Annotated in this window: 17 protein-coding genes; 6 read left to right on the top strand and 11 right to left on the bottom strand. The window is 47.3% G+C overall.

The genetic code is table 11. The features are described from left to right. Positions 1-113: 113 nt before the first annotated feature. Positions 114-1,502 carry a pyruvate carboxylase subunit B gene (locus QXU03_00910; protein ID MEM2170311.1) on the bottom strand — a complete coding sequence of 463 codons (1,389 nt, stop codon included), beginning with the start codon at positions 1,500-1,502 and terminating at the stop codon, positions 114-116. Positions 1,503-1,579: 77 nt separating this feature from the next. On the opposite strand from QXU03_00910, the gene QXU03_00905 reads away from it, so the two are divergent. Together QXU03_00905 and QXU03_00900 are read left to right on the top strand one after the other, a co-directional pair. After that, positions 1,580-2,497, top strand: a complete 918-nt coding sequence (locus tag QXU03_00905; GenBank protein ID MEM2170310.1) for an ABC transporter ATP-binding protein — start codon at positions 1,580-1,582, stop codon at positions 2,495-2,497. Further along, entirely contained in the window at positions 2,491-4,140 is a 1,650-nt protein-coding gene (locus tag QXU03_00900) for an ABC transporter permease subunit (GenBank protein ID MEM2170309.1), read from the top strand. The genes QXU03_00905 and QXU03_00900 overlap by 7 nt, the downstream gene beginning before the upstream one ends. Here the strand turns inward: QXU03_00900 and QXU03_00895 are convergent. The 3 genes from QXU03_00895 to QXU03_00885 are packed head-to-tail and all read right to left on the bottom strand — an operon-like array spanning position 4,137 to position 7,712. Continuing rightward, entirely contained in the window at positions 4,137-5,345 is a 1,209-nt protein-coding gene (locus QXU03_00895) for a pyridoxal phosphate-dependent aminotransferase (GenBank protein MEM2170308.1), read from the bottom strand. The genes QXU03_00900 and QXU03_00895 overlap by 4 nt on opposite strands. 46 nt (positions 5,346-5,391) lie before the next feature. After that, positions 5,392-6,759, bottom strand: coding sequence for a tRNA(Ile)(2)-agmatinylcytidine synthase (locus tag QXU03_00890; protein MEM2170307.1), 1,368 nt, complete (start codon positions 6,757-6,759; stop codon positions 5,392-5,394). Next, positions 6,735-7,712, bottom strand: coding sequence for a deoxyhypusine synthase (locus QXU03_00885; GenBank protein ID MEM2170306.1), 978 nt, complete (start codon positions 7,710-7,712; stop codon positions 6,735-6,737). The genes QXU03_00890 and QXU03_00885 overlap by 25 nt, the downstream gene beginning before the upstream one ends. Positions 7,713-7,791: 79 nt before the next feature. On the opposite strand from QXU03_00885, the gene QXU03_00880 reads away from it, so the two are divergent. Continuing rightward, a complete protein-coding gene (locus QXU03_00880; protein ID MEM2170305.1) occupies positions 7,792-8,460 on the top strand; it encodes a hypothetical protein in 669 nt (222 codons plus the stop codon). 185 nt (positions 8,461-8,645) lie between these two features. Here QXU03_00880 and QXU03_00875 read toward each other — a convergent pair whose 3' ends face one another. After that, complete coding sequence (locus tag QXU03_00875) at positions 8,646-8,927, bottom strand: hypothetical protein (GenBank protein ID MEM2170304.1); 282 nt, start codon at positions 8,925-8,927, stop codon at positions 8,646-8,648. 157 nt (positions 8,928-9,084) lie between these two features. On the opposite strand from QXU03_00875, the gene QXU03_00870 reads away from it, so the two are divergent. Both QXU03_00870 and QXU03_00865 read left to right on the top strand, forming a co-directional pair. Beyond that, a complete protein-coding gene (locus QXU03_00870) occupies positions 9,085-9,828 on the top strand; it encodes a DNA polymerase sliding clamp (GenBank protein ID MEM2170303.1) in 744 nt (247 codons plus the stop codon). Between the two features lie 176 nt (positions 9,829-10,004). Continuing rightward, positions 10,005-11,165 (top strand): PhoH family protein, encoded by a 1,161-nt coding sequence (locus tag QXU03_00865; GenBank protein ID MEM2170302.1) that lies wholly within the window; start codon positions 10,005-10,007, stop codon positions 11,163-11,165. A 4-nt stretch (positions 11,166-11,169) separates the two neighbouring features. Here QXU03_00865 and QXU03_00860 read toward each other — a convergent pair whose 3' ends face one another. The 5 genes from QXU03_00860 to rimI are packed head-to-tail and all read right to left on the bottom strand — an operon-like array spanning position 11,170 to position 15,999. After that, complete coding sequence (locus QXU03_00860; protein MEM2170301.1) at positions 11,170-12,528, bottom strand: transglutaminase-like domain-containing protein; 1,359 nt, start codon at positions 12,526-12,528, stop codon at positions 11,170-11,172. 28 nt (positions 12,529-12,556) lie between these two features. Then, the gene (locus QXU03_00855) at positions 12,557-13,417 is read right to left on the bottom strand and encodes a class I SAM-dependent methyltransferase family protein (protein MEM2170300.1); all 861 of its coding nucleotides are present in this window, start codon (positions 13,415-13,417) and stop codon (positions 12,557-12,559) included. After that, entirely contained in the window at positions 13,414-14,091 is a 678-nt protein-coding gene (nth, locus tag QXU03_00850) for an endonuclease III (GenBank protein ID MEM2170299.1), read from the bottom strand. The genes QXU03_00855 and nth overlap by 4 nt, the downstream gene beginning before the upstream one ends. A gap of 11 nt (positions 14,092-14,102) precedes the next feature. Continuing rightward, the gene (asnS, locus tag QXU03_00845; protein MEM2170298.1) at positions 14,103-15,401 is read right to left on the bottom strand and encodes an asparagine--tRNA ligase; all 1,299 of its coding nucleotides are present in this window, start codon (positions 15,399-15,401) and stop codon (positions 14,103-14,105) included. Positions 15,402-15,459: 58 nt separating this feature from the next. Then, the gene (gene rimI, locus QXU03_00840; protein ID MEM2170297.1) at positions 15,460-15,999 is read right to left on the bottom strand and encodes a ribosomal protein S18-alanine N-acetyltransferase; all 540 of its coding nucleotides are present in this window, start codon (positions 15,997-15,999) and stop codon (positions 15,460-15,462) included. A 40-nt stretch (positions 16,000-16,039) separates the two neighbouring features. Here rimI and coaBC point away from each other — a divergent pair, with 40 nt between their 5' ends. Continuing rightward, positions 16,040-17,278, top strand: a complete 1,239-nt coding sequence (gene coaBC, locus QXU03_00835) for a bifunctional phosphopantothenoylcysteine decarboxylase/phosphopantothenate--cysteine ligase CoaBC (protein MEM2170296.1) — start codon at positions 16,040-16,042, stop codon at positions 17,276-17,278. Here coaBC and QXU03_00830 read toward each other — a convergent pair. Next, positions 17,275-18,183, bottom strand: coding sequence for a hypothetical protein (locus QXU03_00830; GenBank protein MEM2170295.1), 909 nt, complete (start codon positions 18,181-18,183; stop codon positions 17,275-17,277). The two genes, coaBC and QXU03_00830, sit on opposite strands and share 4 nt — an antisense overlap. Between the last annotated feature and the right edge of the window lie 41 nt (positions 18,184-18,224).

Below are 18,224 nucleotides of genomic sequence, written 5' to 3'. Positions count from 1 at the left end.
TTACGCTTTGTACTTTTAATCCGAAATCCCCACCTAGCATCCTAGAATCTCTGGATGCCGTTTACTGGTAATAGGCAATTAAAAATAGCTGTTGCGACTAGTAGCTGGTATTATTAGTAGCCCAGCACCTCATCCCATAGATCCCTTTCACGTTTACTGCTCGGCACTGCTATTTGCACGCGTGACTTGAAGAACTCTAACGACACGTCTGGAAATAAGCAGTACGTTAGCACGTCCTCCTCCTTCATGTAGAAACCTTTCTCTACGACTTCTCGTTTACATTTTTCATAAAGCGGCTCGAGGAGGTCAGCCGGTCTAGCTTCAATGGGCTTCTCGCCTTTTAATACAAGCTTTACGACCTCCTCATTTACAGGGGCTGGTGGCCGGCCATAGAACCCCTTCACGTAGTTGTAGGTCTCCTTCGCTACGACTTGGTATCTTCCGTGAAGAACATTTAGTACCGCCTGCGCGCCAACTATTTGCGATGTAGGCGTTACTAGCGGAGGCCATCCGAGGTCCTCGCGTATGCGCTTAACTTCTTCTAGAACCTCGGGTAACTTGTCCTCAGCACCTAGTTGCTTTAATTGCGTGAGGAAGTTTGAAATCATTCCGCCAGGTATTTGGTGCTCTAATACGTTGGGGTCGGGCATGAAGACCTTCACGTCGAGCAAGTCCTTGTACTTCGTAAATAGCACTTTATTCAGGTATTCGCTTATTTCGCGTATAACCTTCATGTTAACTCTTGGTTTTTTCTCTTCGGGTAGAGCATAGTACATTGTTTGAATACTCGGGTGACCGGTTCCAAACGCCAGTGGGCTAATAGCAGTGTCGATTATGTCTACGCCGGCTTCAACGGCCTTGACGTAGTTCGCAACAGCCAATCCTCCAGTGAAGTGTGAATGAACGTCAACTGTCACCTTAAAGGCCTCTTTGAGGGCCTTTACTAGGTTATAACACGTATAGGGGTCCAAGATGCCCGCCATGTCTTTTATGACCAAGTGATCCACCTCGAGAGCTACCAACTCCTCGGCGACCTTTAAGTAGTGCTCAATGGTGTGTATAGGGCTCACGGTGTACGTTATTGTTCCTTGCACTACTGCACCAAGGGATTTCGCCTTTTTAATGGACGTCTTCATGTTTCTTACATCGTTTAGCGCGTCGAAGATTCTGAAAATGTCTATACCATTATTGTAGGAAAGTTCCACGAACTTCTCCACCAAGTCGTCGGGATAGTGCCTATAACCCACAAGGTTCTGTCCACGCAGGAGCATCAATAGCTTAGTTCTCCTGACTCTTTCACGTACTATCTTCAGCCTTTCCCACGGGTCCTCCTTCAAGAACCTCACCATGACATCGAACGTCGCCCCGCCCCACATCTCAATGGCGTAGAAGCCAGATTGATCGATCTTATCTAATATTGGGATCATGTCTTCGGTTCTAAGCCTAGTTGCTATTAGAGATTGGTGAGCATCTCTCAGCGTCAAGTCCACTATCTCGACCATGGGAAACACCGCTTGTCACACTACTTAATTCATATATAAGTGCATGCGGGTGTAAAATATGCTCAAGGTGCTATAACTTGACAATTGAAATTCAAGGCGTCTCAAGGTTTTTCGGTAGGTTTAAAGCAATAGATGATGTGTCATTCTCCGTGCGCAATAGCGAGGTTGTTGGTTATGTCGGGTTAAATGGTGCCGGTAAGACGACGACTATTAGAATAGTTGTTGGCGTGTTACCGCCAAGTAGTGGCGATGTCTTAATAGACGGGCTATCTATAACCAGGGAAAAGAAAAAAGCCTCTTGGCGAATAGGCTGGGTCCCCGAATTACCAATTTTTGAAACGGAGTTCAGAGCGCTGGATTACTTTGTTTACCTTGCCGGTTATTACGGATTATCACGTCCTGAAGCACTAAAACTAGGAAAGGAGCTACTGGAGAAATTCGGGCTCGGGGAATCCCTCAACATGAAGCTTTCAGCCTATTCGCAGGGCATGAAGAAGAGATTCGCGCTGGCAGTATCGATGATCAACGATCCACCCAACTTCGTATTCGACGAGGTTTTAAACGGGCTAGACCCCAAAGGCATAGCCTTCTTTAGGGAATTAACTTTGGAGTTCAGAAGAAGGGGAAAAGCAGTTCTATTCTCCTCACACATCCTCAGCGAGGTGGAAGGTATCGCCGATAGAGTGGTGTTCGTACATAGGGGTAGGATCGTTGGCGAGTATACTATGGACGAAATAAAATATAGAGCTGGCTCGGCTCTCGAGCTGGTACTCAGTAGTACCGATGAGAGCGTCCTGAAGCTGCTGAAGAAGTATGGCGAGTTAAACGTCATAGGAGGGCAAAAAGTACTTCTAAGAAACATATCAAGCGATATAGGCGACATAACCACGGAATTGGTCAAACACGGTGTAAAGGTATATGAGGTTAAGCGCGAAGAGAGAAGTCTTGAAGACTTCTTCTTCAACCTGATAAAAGAGGTAGAGGGGAAATGCTAGTGAAGTTCAGCCCGGTACTATACGACTTTAAACGAGGACTTCTGAGACGCTCGGTAATACTCGTACTAGTATTGTTTACGGTTAGCGGTGTTGGATTAGCGTACTTAGTATCCTCCACGCTCGGGGCAACACCTCTAGTTGAGGGAAAGTACGTGATCTTGATAACCGTGGATACGGGCACCAAGACCCTAAGTAGCGAGGGCCGTGTTTACGACATGGCACTTAGAGACATGAGTGGCACTCTCTCCTTTGATATCTACTGTTACAATGCCACTGAACCGGTTGAGGCGGCTAAGGGGCAGATCCTCCGAGAAACAATAGCGTTCAGGGGAGAGTTCAAGGAGAAGAAGCGGGTTGAATCAATACCGCATGAGCTTCCGGTAGGCTACCAATGCGTATGCCGTTTCTCGCTAAGCACACCTTACGGTTATATTAGTAATGTTGCGCCCACGTTCATCGGCCGAATAGAAAACAGAACGCTCATCTTCGCGGTAATAAGCGACCAGTACATGCCGTACGCGATCCATAAAATAACGGAAACGGGTCTAGAGACTGAACCTGAGCCGGGGCGCGAACCCTATAGCCACGGAATTCTACTAATAAATGCCATATATAGAGAGGGCGTTAACATAACGGTAGTGGGCTCGGTACTGGTTCCTGCGGAACCCGAGTTAAAATTAGACCTGTACATGCGTGAGCAGGGCTCTTCGGGCCCTGCCTCCCAGGTATTACCGGTAGACATTGAAGGGGCCGGGTACAGGAAAATTGCCACCTTAGATCAGGGCGTGTTTGCGGCCGGATCAAGCCTCAGGAACAGGAACGTTACATTCGTGGATCTGCTCGTCATAGGTGAAACGGGTAAAGGCGTAAAATACTACGCTGTAGTGTCAGCCCACCCGACCGAAATTGTCGGGGTCAATCAGAGGTCGATTGCAGTGATAAACGTTCTGCTCGGCGGAGCGGGGTTAAGCCTGTTTAACGGGTTTTTCCCTATCGTGATGCTATACTTGGTATACATTTACATCGCGAAACCTAGAAGCCAAGGCGCCTTAGAGTTCGTAGTTGCGAGGCCCATAACCAGATTTGATCTCTACGTCACGAGGTTTGTTGCAGGCGTTCTAGTAGCTGTCGTGGCATCTACCATATTTTACACCGTACTAATTACTACGTTATGGCTGTTGCTAGAAGTGTTCATTGAACCTTACGTGAACTTACTGATGTACAGCGGCATAGTACTGTCGCTCGTAGCTTTCTACAGCCTGTGTTACTTCGTATCAACTATCACGAGAGGTGCAGGGTACTTGGCCTTTGCCATATTCTTATTCATACTTTTCACAATTATACTATCAGTAATAGCCTCAGTACTCGTGGTTCTAACGAGTAAAGACATGTACGGGCCCGAGGTATACAAGGAAATGATGAAATTACAGTACCTAACGAGGTATTTCACGCCATTCGGAGTACAAGACTTTATAGAATTCTACGTGACCAGGTATTATAACATAAACCTTTACGGTGACGCCTTGAGGGTAATCGAAAGCGTTGTTCAACCGTGGGCAGTAGCGCTGTCAGTTACGCTGTGGATACTTCTACCGGTGGTCGCCGGGTGGTACACGTTCAAAAAAGCTAACTTATCCAGCTAAATGACCCCCCTTTCCTCGAGGAACTCACGCATTAATACAAATCCCTCGACCAGGTCTTCCTCGTTCATTGTCACGAAGGTTATTCTAAGGTGCCCTGAACCAGCTTCTCCGAATATTGATCCCGGTAACATCACGGTACCCTTAGACTCTGCTAGTTGCATGGCGAACTCCAAATCGTTCCACTTAAGCTTGCCGAGGTACGGTGTTACGTCAGGGAAGAGGTACATGCTTGCAACGGGCTTGTGTAGCCTCGCCTCGGGAAATAGCTTTTTGAACGACTCGTAGGCTACATCACGCCTTCTCTTGTATACTGGAATGACCTCGCTCAGGTATTTTTCCTTGAAGCCTCCTACAAGATAGTAGTATGCGAGCCATTGCATTGGTACCGGTGCAACGATACCGAAGACCCCCTTCAACTTAACGAGGTCCGGTATCACGTCTTTAGGCCCATAAATATAGCCTAGTCTGCCTCCAGGTATTGCTATGTCTTTGCTGAAAGAGCCGCATACTACGGTGTTCTCAAGCGCTGGATCGAACCTCTCAATCCATATGTGCTCTCCCTCATACACTATGTGCTTGTAAGCAACATCGTAGATCACCCATGCCTTCTTTTCGCGTGCAACTTCGACAAGGGTTTTTGCAACTTCATGGTCGATAATTCTTGATGTGGGGTTATCCGGGCTGGCGAACATCACGGCTTTCACTCCACTACTTAGTTTTTCTTTTATGCACTCGGGGTCAGGGTTAAACCCAGTTTCGTACCTTTGCTTACAACTCTCTATTTTCAAGCCAGCGAACTTCGTGAGGTCCCAGTAAACACTGTAAGAGGGATCTAGCAGGAGAACGGCGTCGCCCTCATCTAATAACGTGTATACTGAAAGTATAAGGGCCTCTGCCCCACCGGCGGTTATCAGTATCTGGTCGGCAGGCACGTCCACGTTTCCGTACCGCTTTAAGTCTTGTGAAACGGCCTCTCTAAGTTCCTGTAACCCCTGCGTAGGCATGTATCGGAAATGCTTAAAGGGATCCTTTTTAAGCATTTCTACGAAGTATTCTAGTGCTTCTTTACTTGGTGGAAGGCCTGGCTGACCCGCCGTGTAATCATAGACCTTAACGCCCCGTCTTCTTAATTCGTGGGCCTTAGATATGAGGATTCTATGAGGATTCGTAGGTAATGCACTTGCACGCTTCGACGCCCTGGACACGTAAATCACCCAGGTACATTTAAGAGTCGGGTAAGTAAAATAGGTTTCACGGGGATTTCACAATAAAGTTTTCCAGAACTGGCCCCGCAAAGGACTTCTTCTCGCGGCCGAACCTTTCAATTGGTTTCATGAGGTGTTTAAAAGCTATCTTAGGTGGCTGGTACCAGCCCGCTTCAAGCTCCCTTCTTGCCGTAAGAGCGAATTTCTTAGCGCCCGGATCCCGGTGCCCACATTTACGGCACTTAAACCCCTTATTTCTACCTGCACTCTCCATCCTAGAACCGCAATGGGGACACCTCGGGTTTTCGTATATTGTAACCGTTACGAGCTTGATAACTCTAATTTTCTCAAGGTTAACTGTAATATCGTGAGCTGGTCCCGGGGGTCTTACACAACCCAGTACCTCCACTTCGTCACCTGCTTCAAGCTTCTCTACTACGTTCCTAAAGTGCTTAGTAGGCTCGTACACCGCAACGTCTACGCAGCAATGTTGATCGCAGAGCCTAAAAAACACGTGTCCTCCAATAGCCCTCGTAGGTTTGTTTTTCACTATTCCACGGGCGGAAATGCATGTGTATGGCCTAATATCGCAGATGCTACTGACCGGAAATATATGGCTGTCAGTATGCTGATTTGTTCTAAACATAGCCACGTATTCTACCGGTTCATGTACCCGAAGTACTTTTATAGCCTCCAGCAAAGTTTCAGGCGATTCCCCGCGGACACCGAAAAGAACGGGGTCGGGCCCCCGCGGTGTTATCAGTACTCTATTAAACTCGTAGTCATAATTCAGGACGGTGTCTTTACAGTACAGCCTATCCATATCGCGGACGCTCTCCTCGTCTACAAGCCTGGGTTTACCCCAGTAGCTGCGCTCCCTGTAAGCTACGACTTCGAACGTATAATCGGTGTTTTTCATCGTGTATCCTACGGCTGAGAGCGCCCCTATAATGCCTCTCTTACCGGTAATGGAGTAGTACCTCGTATTCTCGTGTTTACTAATTGCCCTGAGAGCAAGGTCTAGAGGGACGATATCGTGAAGGGCCTTTTGGGCCAGCCACACGTATTCACGCGGCACCTCGCCTACGTGTAGTACAGCGCTTGGTTGGTGCTTCGGATCGGGAAAGCACCTAGTGTATTCTTCAAGCTCATTAGTTAAGAACCCCCAAACGTCTTCAATATCGCTTTCAGAGGTTAGTAGTAATCTAAGGGCAACCGCACCATTACCACGCGTTTTCCAGGGTACAGCGGGGTTTAGCCTAACAAGGTTAGGGTAATCTGTGAACTTTATGTTTTTATTTTTCAGCTTCCACGATACTTCAACGGCAAAGTGGGTTGTGCACCCACCTTTAAGAGAGTCTACGTCATCTATCCCAACATGTACTTCGATCACTTTGCCATCCTCGACATGCACTTAGCTCCAGCAACTACTAGAGGTAGCACTACAGTCGCATCACCGTAGACTACAACGTGCTTAGCGCCCGGCTTTATTTTGCTCCAGCTAATGGCCTCTCTTGGATGCGCGCCGCTCAGACTACCGTCGTATTCAACGGCTGTTGTAATGTAGACAGCATAGTCTAAACCGTCTTTTAGTTGAGCCCACCATATGGTGTGGTGCTTACTAATACCTCCACCTACAATTAGTGCTCCGGCCTTCTTCGAAGTCACGATCAGCTCAATTATGTTCTTCTCGTCTGCCACGAGGTCTAGTTCTAGACCCATTACATCCTGGTTGAAAACAACCTGGGAACCGAATGCACCATCATATATCCCGGGAACGTATATAGGTATTCCTCGCTCGTAGGCAGCCCTTAAGATGCTTTTTTCATCCGCAATTCTCCTCCCAGCCTCACGGAGCACTTCACTGACTGCCCACTTCTTCTTAACTCTGGTCAACTCCTCAAAGAGTCTTCTCGCGAATTTTTCAACGGCGACCCCGTAATTCTCGGCGGGTATCAACACGTTTCCAAGCCTGTGTATGCTGATAGAGTGTAGCATTGCGTCATCGTATACCCAGTCACCTTTATAGTACTTGTGCCCCGTGCCTCTAGCAATGTCGTGGTCTATCGCACCGCAAGTCGTTATTACGGCGTGAAACCAACCTTCACGTACTAACTGCGCAAGCAGGCCTCTCAACCCGGTTGAAACTACGTTTCCCGTAAACGAGAGTATGCGTATTGTGTTATGATCTAGTGCCATTTCAGCTAGCACTTTACTAGCTCTGTAAACGTGTCCTGCCATGAAACCGTGTGATTGACCATATCCCTCGATAAGCTCACACACGCTCATGTCCTCTCTAACAGTAAAATCCACGATTTCTTCCCGGAGTAACTCGTTCCTAACGGCGTTGACCAAGTCACTGCCCACGTATAACACCATCGGTGTTTAAAGGCACTCCTAGTTTAATACCTAATTAACTAATTACTTTTATGGGTCGAATGGTTAAATGAACGCCGAATCAAGAGTCTTGCTCACGATGTTAAAGTACAGGAGAATGCTTTTAGGAGAACTACTAAGTCTAACCGGTTACTCCGGCGAAGTAGTAACCCATATACTAGAAAGGTACTCCGATGCCATAAGAATTCAAGGAGAGGAAGTAGTAGCGTCAAATCCTCTCCTTCTAGCTTTAAAGTTGCTTAGTATGAACGTTGAGCTGAGAAAAGTCAGTGAGCTACTTGACTGGAGAGACTTCGAGGTATTTTCGTCAAACTTATTAAGTGAGGCAGGCTATGATGTAGTTCACGGATTAAGGATAACTAGCCCTGTACGGTTTGAAATAGATGTCTTTGCCGTAGAACCCTCCACAGGTTTTAGCATTGCAGTAGATTGCAAGCATTGGTCCTCGAGATCTCCAAGTAGGTTGATGGAGGCGGCGACAAGGCACTCCGAGAGGGTTAGTAAGATGATCAAGCATTACCTGCTCGTTAGGTCGAAATATAAGATGGCTAAGAACGCTAAGTACGTAGTTCCGCTAGTAATAACTCTACTAACTCCCACGGTCAGAGCGCATGATGGAGTACTGTTACTGTCCATCAGAGAGCTCCCCCACTTTCTCGCCGAGAAATACGAAATAATAGAGTACTTTGAAATAAAGCCTATTAAGATAGCAAGCTAGAGCCTTCAACGCCCTGAATGCATCATCTACGCTACTGAGCGCATTAATGGAATACTTAGCCCTAGAGGGGACTCAGAGTTCGCGAATAAGGGCATGGAATGTAACTATGTAGAGTCTTAAAACCTCGTAATGGGTGAAACACTACTAGGCGTGAATTTGAAGGGTTTGGTAGCTGTTTCTTTTCTTTAGGTTTTTGTAGGTTTCTTTGGGGTGCTTAGAGCTCTTGATGCGATTAGGTACGCGCTGGCAGTGTGCTTATCTAATCTCAGTTTCTTCATTGTTTCCGCGTGTTCTCGTGAACTGGTTGTTCCCCTGGGGTCTACGTATACTGCTTTCAACCCGTAGAGCGGTGTTTTCCACGCTATTCTCTCAATGATCGAGCTTCTGAACGTGGCTACCTTGTAGTTGTAGCTTCTGCATCCTCTTTCACCGTTTCTAACCCAGTAGTACCTCAAGTAGCCGATCACGCCTGGGTTTTCGAGAGCAACAGCTGAAGCACCGTGGTAGTGGGGGTTCAGCTCCTATATAAGATTATTAGGTGATTTCATTGCCTCATTTCTGTTCCCCGACAGCTATGGTATAGGTTTTAAATCTAGTACGGAGAGATTTAAGAAAGGTGATTCGATGGCGCGCGTTGTCTTGCCTGAAGCTAAGCTCTTCAAAGAGGTTATCGAAACGATCGGCAATGTCGCCGAAGAAGTCGCACTGGTGTTCTCACAGGACGGGCTTACAGTTAGGGCCCTCGACGTGGACCAGTCATCCCTAGTAGATGTGCTTATGCCTCGAGATATGTTTTCAGATTACGATATCGCGGAGACGCTTAGCATAGGCGTCTCGATAAACAGTTTAAAGAAAGTCCTCAGACACCTGAAGAAAGGAGAAAACCTGGCAATAGAGCCTGAAGGGGATTTCATAAAGTTCGTTGTGGGTTCGAGCGGGGTTGTCAGCCGCATCTTTAAATTCAGAAACTTAGACGTGGCTGTACCCGAGGTCCCCGAGCTGGAATTGAATTTCACCGTTACCGCCAAAATACTAGCTCAATCACTTAAAAAAGTCATAGAAGATATTGAAACCATTGGAGGTAGCACGCAGATAAAGGCCACACAAGAAGAGATAGTGTTTAAATCCACGGGGACAGGCAAGCTCGAAGTAAAATTTACTATCGGTTCAATGGCACTAATATCGCTAGAGGTGTCTGAACCCGCTGAAGCCGTATACGACACGGCGAAGCTCATAAACATCCTCAACGTTGCAAGGGTCTCAGACGTTGTGACGCTTCGGTTTGCCACTAAAATGCCCATTAAGGCAGAGTTTTCCATAGGTCCCGGCAGGGTAGTATACCTATTGGCACCCTTCGAGGTATCTTAGTCTTAGTGAAATTACTTTAGAGCCCTGTGCTCCTCGGAATCGGCATTAACTTACAGGATAAACCGATATTAGAGGTGAACAGATTCTGGGTAACCTTTATAAAAACCCCTTCATATTTCACACATGGTTATGGCTTTCGCTTGACCCGAGTAACGCGAGTTAGAGGTGATTGGCATATGAGTAGTGAAAGTGTGTTCGCGAAACTTCAACCCCAGTCACCTAACCAGGAGGAAGTTATCAAGGTACTCGCGGACAGGAAGTATGAGATAATCGGGCTCTTCGGCCCTACAGGATGCGGCAAGAGCTTAATGAGCATACTTTACGGCATAGACGCGGTGCTTTCGAGTAAGTACAGGAGATTTATCATTACGAGGCCGCTGATAGACGTCGTCACCAATAAGGAGCTCACCGCCGCTGATCTCGGTGACATGTACTACAGGATAGTGTCTTCGTACGTGGAGGACATAGTGTCAGGATTCCTAGATATGAGCAAGGTCCAAGAACTGGCAAATAAGGGACAGCTATTATTTGCGGACACGCATTATCTCAAAGGTAGAACTTTTGATGATTCAATTGTATTCCTCGATGACGTGCAAAGCCTACCGGTAGAAAGCGCTATTGAAGTAATCACGAGGCTTGGTAGGAATAGCAGGCTGATAATCGCGGGAGATCCCATTTTTCAACGAAGTATTGGTAGTAAAGATGTCGCATCGATGCTAAGAGAGCTTTTACTAGGAGAGGAAAACACTAGGGTAATAGACTTAGGCTTAAAAGACATCGTGAGGCCGGGCGCGAGGAGAGGTATAAAGCTACTATTGGAATCTAAGATGAGGAGCCGCGTAGTCGATGAAGTCGAGAAACAGGTTCTTGCTTCAGCTAGAGTACATGCACCTGATGCCGACTTGATAACGGTAGTAAACGTAACGGACTTGAAGAAGAAATACAATATTACGGGTGAACACTCGCCAGATGCTTTAATAGTGGTCAAGGAGGGGCACCTTGGCAGACTCATCGGTAAGGGTGGTGAGAGAATAGGCGCGATTGAAAAAGACGTTGAAATGAAGCTGAGGGGGGTAGAATTAACACTTGACTTTAAGCCCTTCATTAGGGCAATACACCCCGTAAGTTGGATCTACAAGCACGTAGTAGACGTGGACTTCGCTGGACCGAACCTGGCAGTTAAGGTAGAGAGCGACGCTTATGGCGCGTTCGTCGGGCAAAAAGGTGGACATGTGAGGTTCTTAGACCACTTTTTCAGGAAACTCGTAGATATCGGTGTAAGGTGCTACGAAGTAGAACCCGCCAAAGAGGAGAGAAAAGAGAAGCGCAAGAAGTAAAGCACTACGTACGTCTTCTAATCACCATGTAACAGACCGCCACGGTAATCCCGGTAATGATAATTATCACTACGATACTCCATGCCTTGCTAAGTAAGTTATTTCTGACATTCCCGGTTTCTGTGTATTGGAAGCCTGTGGGAGCGGTACTGTTAACTATTGGTTGCGGTTGATCGGTTGTGTGTGCTGTCTGAGTTACCGTGCTGACGGACGTGATGGGAGTGGTATACGTGGGTGTCTGCGTAGTTTCGATTGGGGTGGTAACGGTGTATAAGCTACTAATTACTCCGTTAAAGTACCTACGAAGGTTTTCAGGCGTTACAGGAAAACCAATTCTATCTTCCACGGCTTTCTCGGAGAGTATTGCAATAACCTGCGTAGCATTTAATGCTCTGTGCAGGTTGAAAAACTCTTCGACTACCTCTTCACCAGGTGTAGCTGTTTCCCTAGTGTATTGTTCTACTATGAATGGATAGTATATTAGGGATCCAGCCAGAAAGTCTAGGGAGACCCACCCTAGTCCAGGAATGTAAGCCATTGTAAAAGCGTGAGGTCCATTATTCAGAAAGATGTATGTAACATTTTCCACCGGCATACGATATTCGAAGCCATCTATATACGTATATCCGCTGACCATGAGGGCCGGTATGTTATAGTAATTGAGCAGTTCGACCAGTATTCTAGACATGTCATCGCAGTCCCCTTTACGCGCCTCAATCACGTCTTCTATGCTCCTAGGGACCTCGCTCGCCGTGTAGTTAATGTACTCGGAGTATATGAACCGCGCGGCCGTGACCGCGAGTCCCAGCGAACTGGCGTTTTTAATGTCCATGCCGAATTTGTCGCGAAACCACTCCTCGTATGCGGGGACAACCACTTCAATTACTTTGGGATGAGGGGGACTTATGTAGTCTTTCCGCACCTCTGAGGGGATCGAGTCTTGGAAGCTGGGATAAGAATATTTAGGGTTATACATAGCCATCATTAAGTACGATCGTATCATGCTGAATTCTTTACTACACAATCGTACCTTGCTGATGAAAAACCCTTCAAAGGGACTACCGGCTTCAACCTTGAACGTGAATGCTTTTAGTGATTCATTAAACTCCAAGTTGTAGTATGCTATGTGCTCAACCACTTGTTCGAAGCCTTCTACTAGGGAGATGTTTGTAGGCGTTTCAAGAAACAAGTCCTCGCTTATGGTAGAATTATACACCACGATGCCGTTAAGGAAGTACATCGTACTACATTCTGTAAGTGGAAGACTCGTATCCGAGCTTGTTGAGAACGCGTTCATGAGGAGTGCGAGTGAGAGTGAGAGCGTTATTAGTGCAAGTGATAGCAACCTACTAGACTTGAGCACAGTAATCCCCATTACAACTTTGAATATGTCACTTAATAAGTACATCTAAAACTACTTGGTGTATTCTTGGACCCACGTTCCTTATCTTCCGGACTAATGCTATTTCATAGTCGTCTACACCAAGCTCTTTGAACCTCTCTTCAACCGTTTTCCACGATCTATCCTTCCAGTTCTCGCCTTTAGTTACCTTAGAGTGAAGATATACGTGCACCCAGCCCTTATTGCACTTAAGCGCCTTGAGGGCATAAGGCAGATACTCCAGTGCCAATTCCGGGTAAGGCATTAAAACCCTATCCGCCGCGTTTTTTAAGCGCCCTTCAACGAGTTCTTTGGCGTCTCCTAAAAGCGGCACGACTACCCCGTCTACTTTATTTAGTTTTACGTTCTCAACCATGTAGTTGTACGCGTGGGGATTTATATCGATGCTGTATACCTTAAAGGGCTTAGCGTGTTTTGCTATGATTATGCTGAAAAGCCCTGCGCCAGCGAACATGTTCACCACGACTTCGCCGGGTTTTACTAGTCTAGCCACCCTCATGTGCTCGTAGTTTAAACTTGGCGATACATAGACCTTAGTTACGTCAACCTTAAACAAGCAACCATGCTCTTTGTATACTGTTTCACTACGTGCTTCGCCAGCAAGCCACACATACTTCCTCAGCCTGTATTCTCCTTCAATACCGGGTATTGCAGCCCACACGCTTTTAACGTAAGAGAACCTATTCAAGAGTTCTTCTGCGATCGGCCTCAGTTCCGCTGGGTCCAGCCCAATGGGGACTCTAATAAGGGCCAGGTCGCCTACGAATTCCACTCTTTTCCATAACTTCTTCGCATACTCCTCCCCGAGAACCTCTCTCGCGATCCTCTTCAACAGCGTTCCGCGTGTCAAATTCCCATGCCTTTGTTGAAGCCGCAGAGGCCATTAATAGGGCACTCCCAGCACTTGGGTTTACGGGCTTTACATGTTTTACGTCCATGCGCTATTAGTAGCAAGTGCAGCTTCAGATAATTGTTTGGACTAGTATTTTCCATCCAGAACTTCCTTATTTCTTCATAGTTACCTGACTTTGCATAACCGAGCCTCCTGGTTATACGAGCTATGTGCGTATCCACAGGGAATACCGGTACACCGTAGTACATTAACAAAACAACGTCAGCTGTTTTGTATCCTACGCCTGAAAGACCCATGAGCTCCTTCCGCGCGCTATTCACATCTCCTTGCTCAATGTACAGCCTAATAGCATTATCCACATCTCTTCTCAGGAAGACCTCTGCCAACTCCCTTATTCTACGGGCCCTTTCATAGTGCATGCCCGCAATTCTTATAAGATCAGCTAGTTCTTCGACGCCTACTTCTAGAACCCTGCTCGGTGTCACTGAGCCTAGCTTGGACTTTAAGTTGGTATAGGCCTTCAATGCGTTCCTGTCGCTGGTGTTCTGGCTTAACATTACCGCTACAATGAACTCAAACAGCGAGGTATTCCTAAGCCTCGGCGCCACGAAATCCTCTGTGCCGAGAAGGTGTGCCTTCAAAAGCTCCTTATATATTTCATCTCCAATCAAGCTGGTGACCCTTAAGGATAAGCCCTTTCGCGGAACCTGGGGAACGGCACGGTCTCCCTTATGTGGTCCAGCCTGGCAATCCACATCACTACCCGCTCAATGCCTAGACCGAATCCACTATGAGGTACGCTACCGTATTTACGGAGATCTAGATACCACTTGTAGTCGTCCGGGTTCATGCCCTGCTCCACTATTTTCCTATACAATGTATTGTAGTCGTCTTCGCGTTCACCACCACCAATGATCTCCCCATAGCCCTCCGGCGCGAGGAGGTCAAAGCCTAAAACGACATCGGGCTGCGACCTATCAACCTTCATGTAAAAGCTCTTAATCTCCTTTGGGAAGTGAGTTATGAAGAAAGGTGTATCGAAGTCCATGGTAAGGACCTTTTCCTCGTCGGCGCCCAGATCATCCCCCCACCTAATGTTTACGCCCTTCTTCTGAAGGATTTCTATTGCTTCGTCGTACTTCATTCTCGGATAGGGTATTCGAGTAGCCTTCTTTAAGGCTTCAACATCTCTTCTCAAGTCGACAAGCTCACTTCTCCTCTCCTCGAGTACCTTTTCCACAATGTACGCTACAAGCTCTTCCGCGACTCGCATCATATCGTCCATGTGGTACCAGGCAGCCTCAGGCTCGAGGTGCCAGTACTCTGCGAGGTGTCTTCGAGTCCTCGACTTCTCGGCTCTAAAACTCGGAGTGAGACTAAATACTTTTTCGAGAACATATATTAATGCCTCAAGGTATAGCTGAGCACTCTGGCTCAGGTAAGCGCGCGTGCCGAAATAGTCTACTGGAAAGAGGGTTGCACCCCCTTCACAAGCTGATGCCGTTATGATTGGTGGAGTGACCTCCCACCACCCGTTACCAATAAAGTACTCTCTGCCAGCTTTGAGAACAGTGTGTTTTATCTTGAAGATCTTCGCGTACTTCGGGCTCCTTATCCAGAGGTGCCTGTTATCAAGTAGGTAGTCTACGCCTTCACCACCTTTTATTGGAAAGTCCCTACTGTAACCCGTAATCACGAAGTAATCTGCTTCTATCTCATAACCTCCTGGAGCCCTTTCAGACTCTTTAACGACACCGCAGGTTATCACACTGGCTTCCAGCCCGATGTCCTTCAACTCGTCTATGAGGTGCTCTCCAAGTCTAGAGGCATCAGCGACTACTTGGATGGTTCCCGTGGAATCACGTACTCTTACAAACGCTTTTTTACCGACAACGCTTCTCCTGTAAATCCAGCCACGTATGCATACTCTCTGGCCAACATTAGCCTTGCTCATCACGTCTTCAACGTGTTTAAGCTCTATGAGCATACGCGTCCCTACTATGCTTAACAAGATTATGGTTCTTTAAAACCTCTTTTTCTCAGGGGAGCCTCCTGGCCATAACGTACGCATCTTCACCATCTAGGTAATAGCCCTTTTCCACCTTGACCTTTTTGTAGCCGAGCTTCTCGTAGAGGCTTATGGCTGGCGTATTCGATACCCTGACCTCTAAGTAGGTTTCACCGCACCTGTAGTCATCGTGCATACTTTTCATGGCATATGCCATTAAAGCGTAGCCTAGTCCGTGGCGTCTGTAATCTTCCAGCACAGCTATACTTACTACATGGCCGCTTCTTACTAAGAAGTGCTTGAAGAAACCCGGTTTCAGCTCTACGCGGGTCATAATGTACCCTACCACTTCGCCCTCGGGTGACTCTGCTACATAAAACGCCTTACCCCAGCTTTCAAGAAGCTCTTCGAAAAACTGCCTGGGGTAGTGCTCGGGAAGCGAGGTCAAGTTTACCTCTATTACCTTATCCAGGTCATCCCTAGTCGCGTTGCGAACCCTGTAACCAGGTGCTTTCGAGGAAAGCCTTTTCAAGGCTTCTCCAAATATCGTATAAATGTCTGTCTCCTTCATAAATAACCCTTATATAATTAACTCAAGTAAGGGATATAATATGAGCCCCAGTAAAGCCTCGCTAAGCGAGGAAATCAGTGCCCTAGTATACCAGCCGCTTCAAGGTAAGAAGTTGGTTTTAGGAGTGACGGGGTCATCTGCTATATACAGGTCAGTTGACTTGGCAAGAAAGCTCATTAGGATGGGAGCTTCTGTGAAGGTAGTTATGACCAGGTTCTCCACTAAGCTAATGAGCCCTGATCTCTTCTACTGGGCGACAGGTAACAAACCCTACACGGAGATGACTGGCGAGACAGAGCACATCGACCTAGCCAAGTGGGGGGATGCGATGGTAATAGCCCCAGCAACTCTAAATACAATGAGCAAGATAGCCCATGGCGTACTCGACGAGCTCTTACCACTAACGGCTGTAACGATGCTTGGAGATGGAAAAAGAGTAATCGTAGTTCCGGCGATGAATATTAGGCTAATGAACTCACCTCAGTACAAGAAGGCAGTAGAAGTGCTCCAAGATCAGGGTGTATTCATAGTCCCACCTCTCATAGAGGAGGATAAGGCGAAATATCCACCGCTAGCCGATCTATCGCACTGCATAGATGCACTCGTGAACAGGGGCAAAGACCTAGCAGGGCTGAGAGTTCTGGTCACAGCTGGCCCGACACGGGAGCGTATAGACCCTGTTAGGGTAATAACAAATCCGAGTTCCGGGTTAATGGGAGTGCTCGTAGCAAGGGAAGCTGCATGCAGAGGGGCAGAGGTAACGCTTGTTCAGGGGCAGCTATCCGTGGAGGCGCCTTACCTCGTAAAGAAGATCTACGCGGAGTCTACCGAAGAAATGGCCAGCACGGTGAAGAGCTTAACCAGCGACTTAGAGTTTGATGTAGGGGTGTTCGCAGCTGCGCCGGCAGACTATAGGCCTACCGTCTCCAGTAGTGTAAAGGTCTCTTCGAGAATGATGCCGCGACTAACGTTAGAGCTGGAAACCACGCCCAAGGTCATTAAGCAGGTAGTGCGGAGACCGCGCCTACTGATCGCATTTGCCGCTGAAACGGCTAGTGGCGAGGAGCTCGCCGAGAAAGCGCGTGAAAAACTAGCAGAATACGGAGCGGATTTGCTAGTAGCGAACAACGTCTTATCCGACTTGGGAGGCTTCGGTAAGGAGTTCTTGGATGCTGTGATTATCGATTCGAAGGGCATCGTCAAGAAAGGTATATTACTGAAATACGAAGCTTCAAGACTTATCTTGGACTATGTCGTGGAGAATCTAGGTAAACACTAGGATGCTATAGCCTTCAAGACCTCGAGTGGCGATCCGAACACCTCGTAGAATTTACCAGCATAACTCCTCCTCGCGGTGTTCATGAAATCGTTAATAGTCTTGGCAACGACGCTGTCCATCGGCATGTCTAGTGGCTGTGGATAGTAATAGTCCATGCCTTTGATAAGGCTCGTAGCGAAATACCATAGAAGTTTGTCGATCTTTCTACCTTTAACGGGTACCGTGGAAACACCGCTCGAATTGAAAGACGTGTAGATGACGTACAGCTCGTCTACAGGTACCTGTAAGTCATGAGGAGTATGGCCTATTAATGCATCTAAATCTACCACTTCATAGCCGTGTTTTGTCTTACTAGTGGACTTTACAGTAACGCCGTAGAGCTCTCTCACTCTGGGATCAAAAACCAGTACCCGTGTGCCGGTTATTATATAAATTGCATCATTTGCCTTGACGACTGTGTTCTCGGTCGAGTACACCTCATAGCCTAGGCTAAGGGCTATGGAAGACATCGTGCTTTTACCGGTGTGGGGAAAGCCTAGTAGTAGCACGTTCTTGTTGTTCAGTCTTAATGCAACGGAGTCTGTTAACATGATATAGCCCTCCTTTGCGAGGCTACGTGCGAAAACCTGTACCAGGAAGAAGACGGGTGGTTCGTTCACATAAGCCTCCGGGTATTCACCTTGAACTACGTACGTATCAGGTTCCATGCTCGAAAACGTAGCAGATAAAACCTGAAAACCCTTTCCAGGGAGCCAGTATACCTTCGCCGCAATACTAGAACACACATTCAAGTTAACCGTAGGCAGATACCTCCTAGTAAAGCTCGACTCCAAGGCCCTTAAAAGTTCTGCCGGGTTACCAGCTTCGACCTCTATGCACACGTTCGCGATGCCAAGCCTTAGCATTAGGGCCCTTGTACAGGATAATGCGATGTCCGGGAATATAA

Source organism: Desulfurococcaceae archaeon (assembly GCA_038845865.1).
GTDB lineage: Archaea > Thermoproteota > Thermoprotei_A > Sulfolobales > Desulfurococcaceae > UBA285.
Note: the sequence above shows the minus strand (reverse complement) of the source record. Positions and strands in the feature narration are given on the sequence as shown.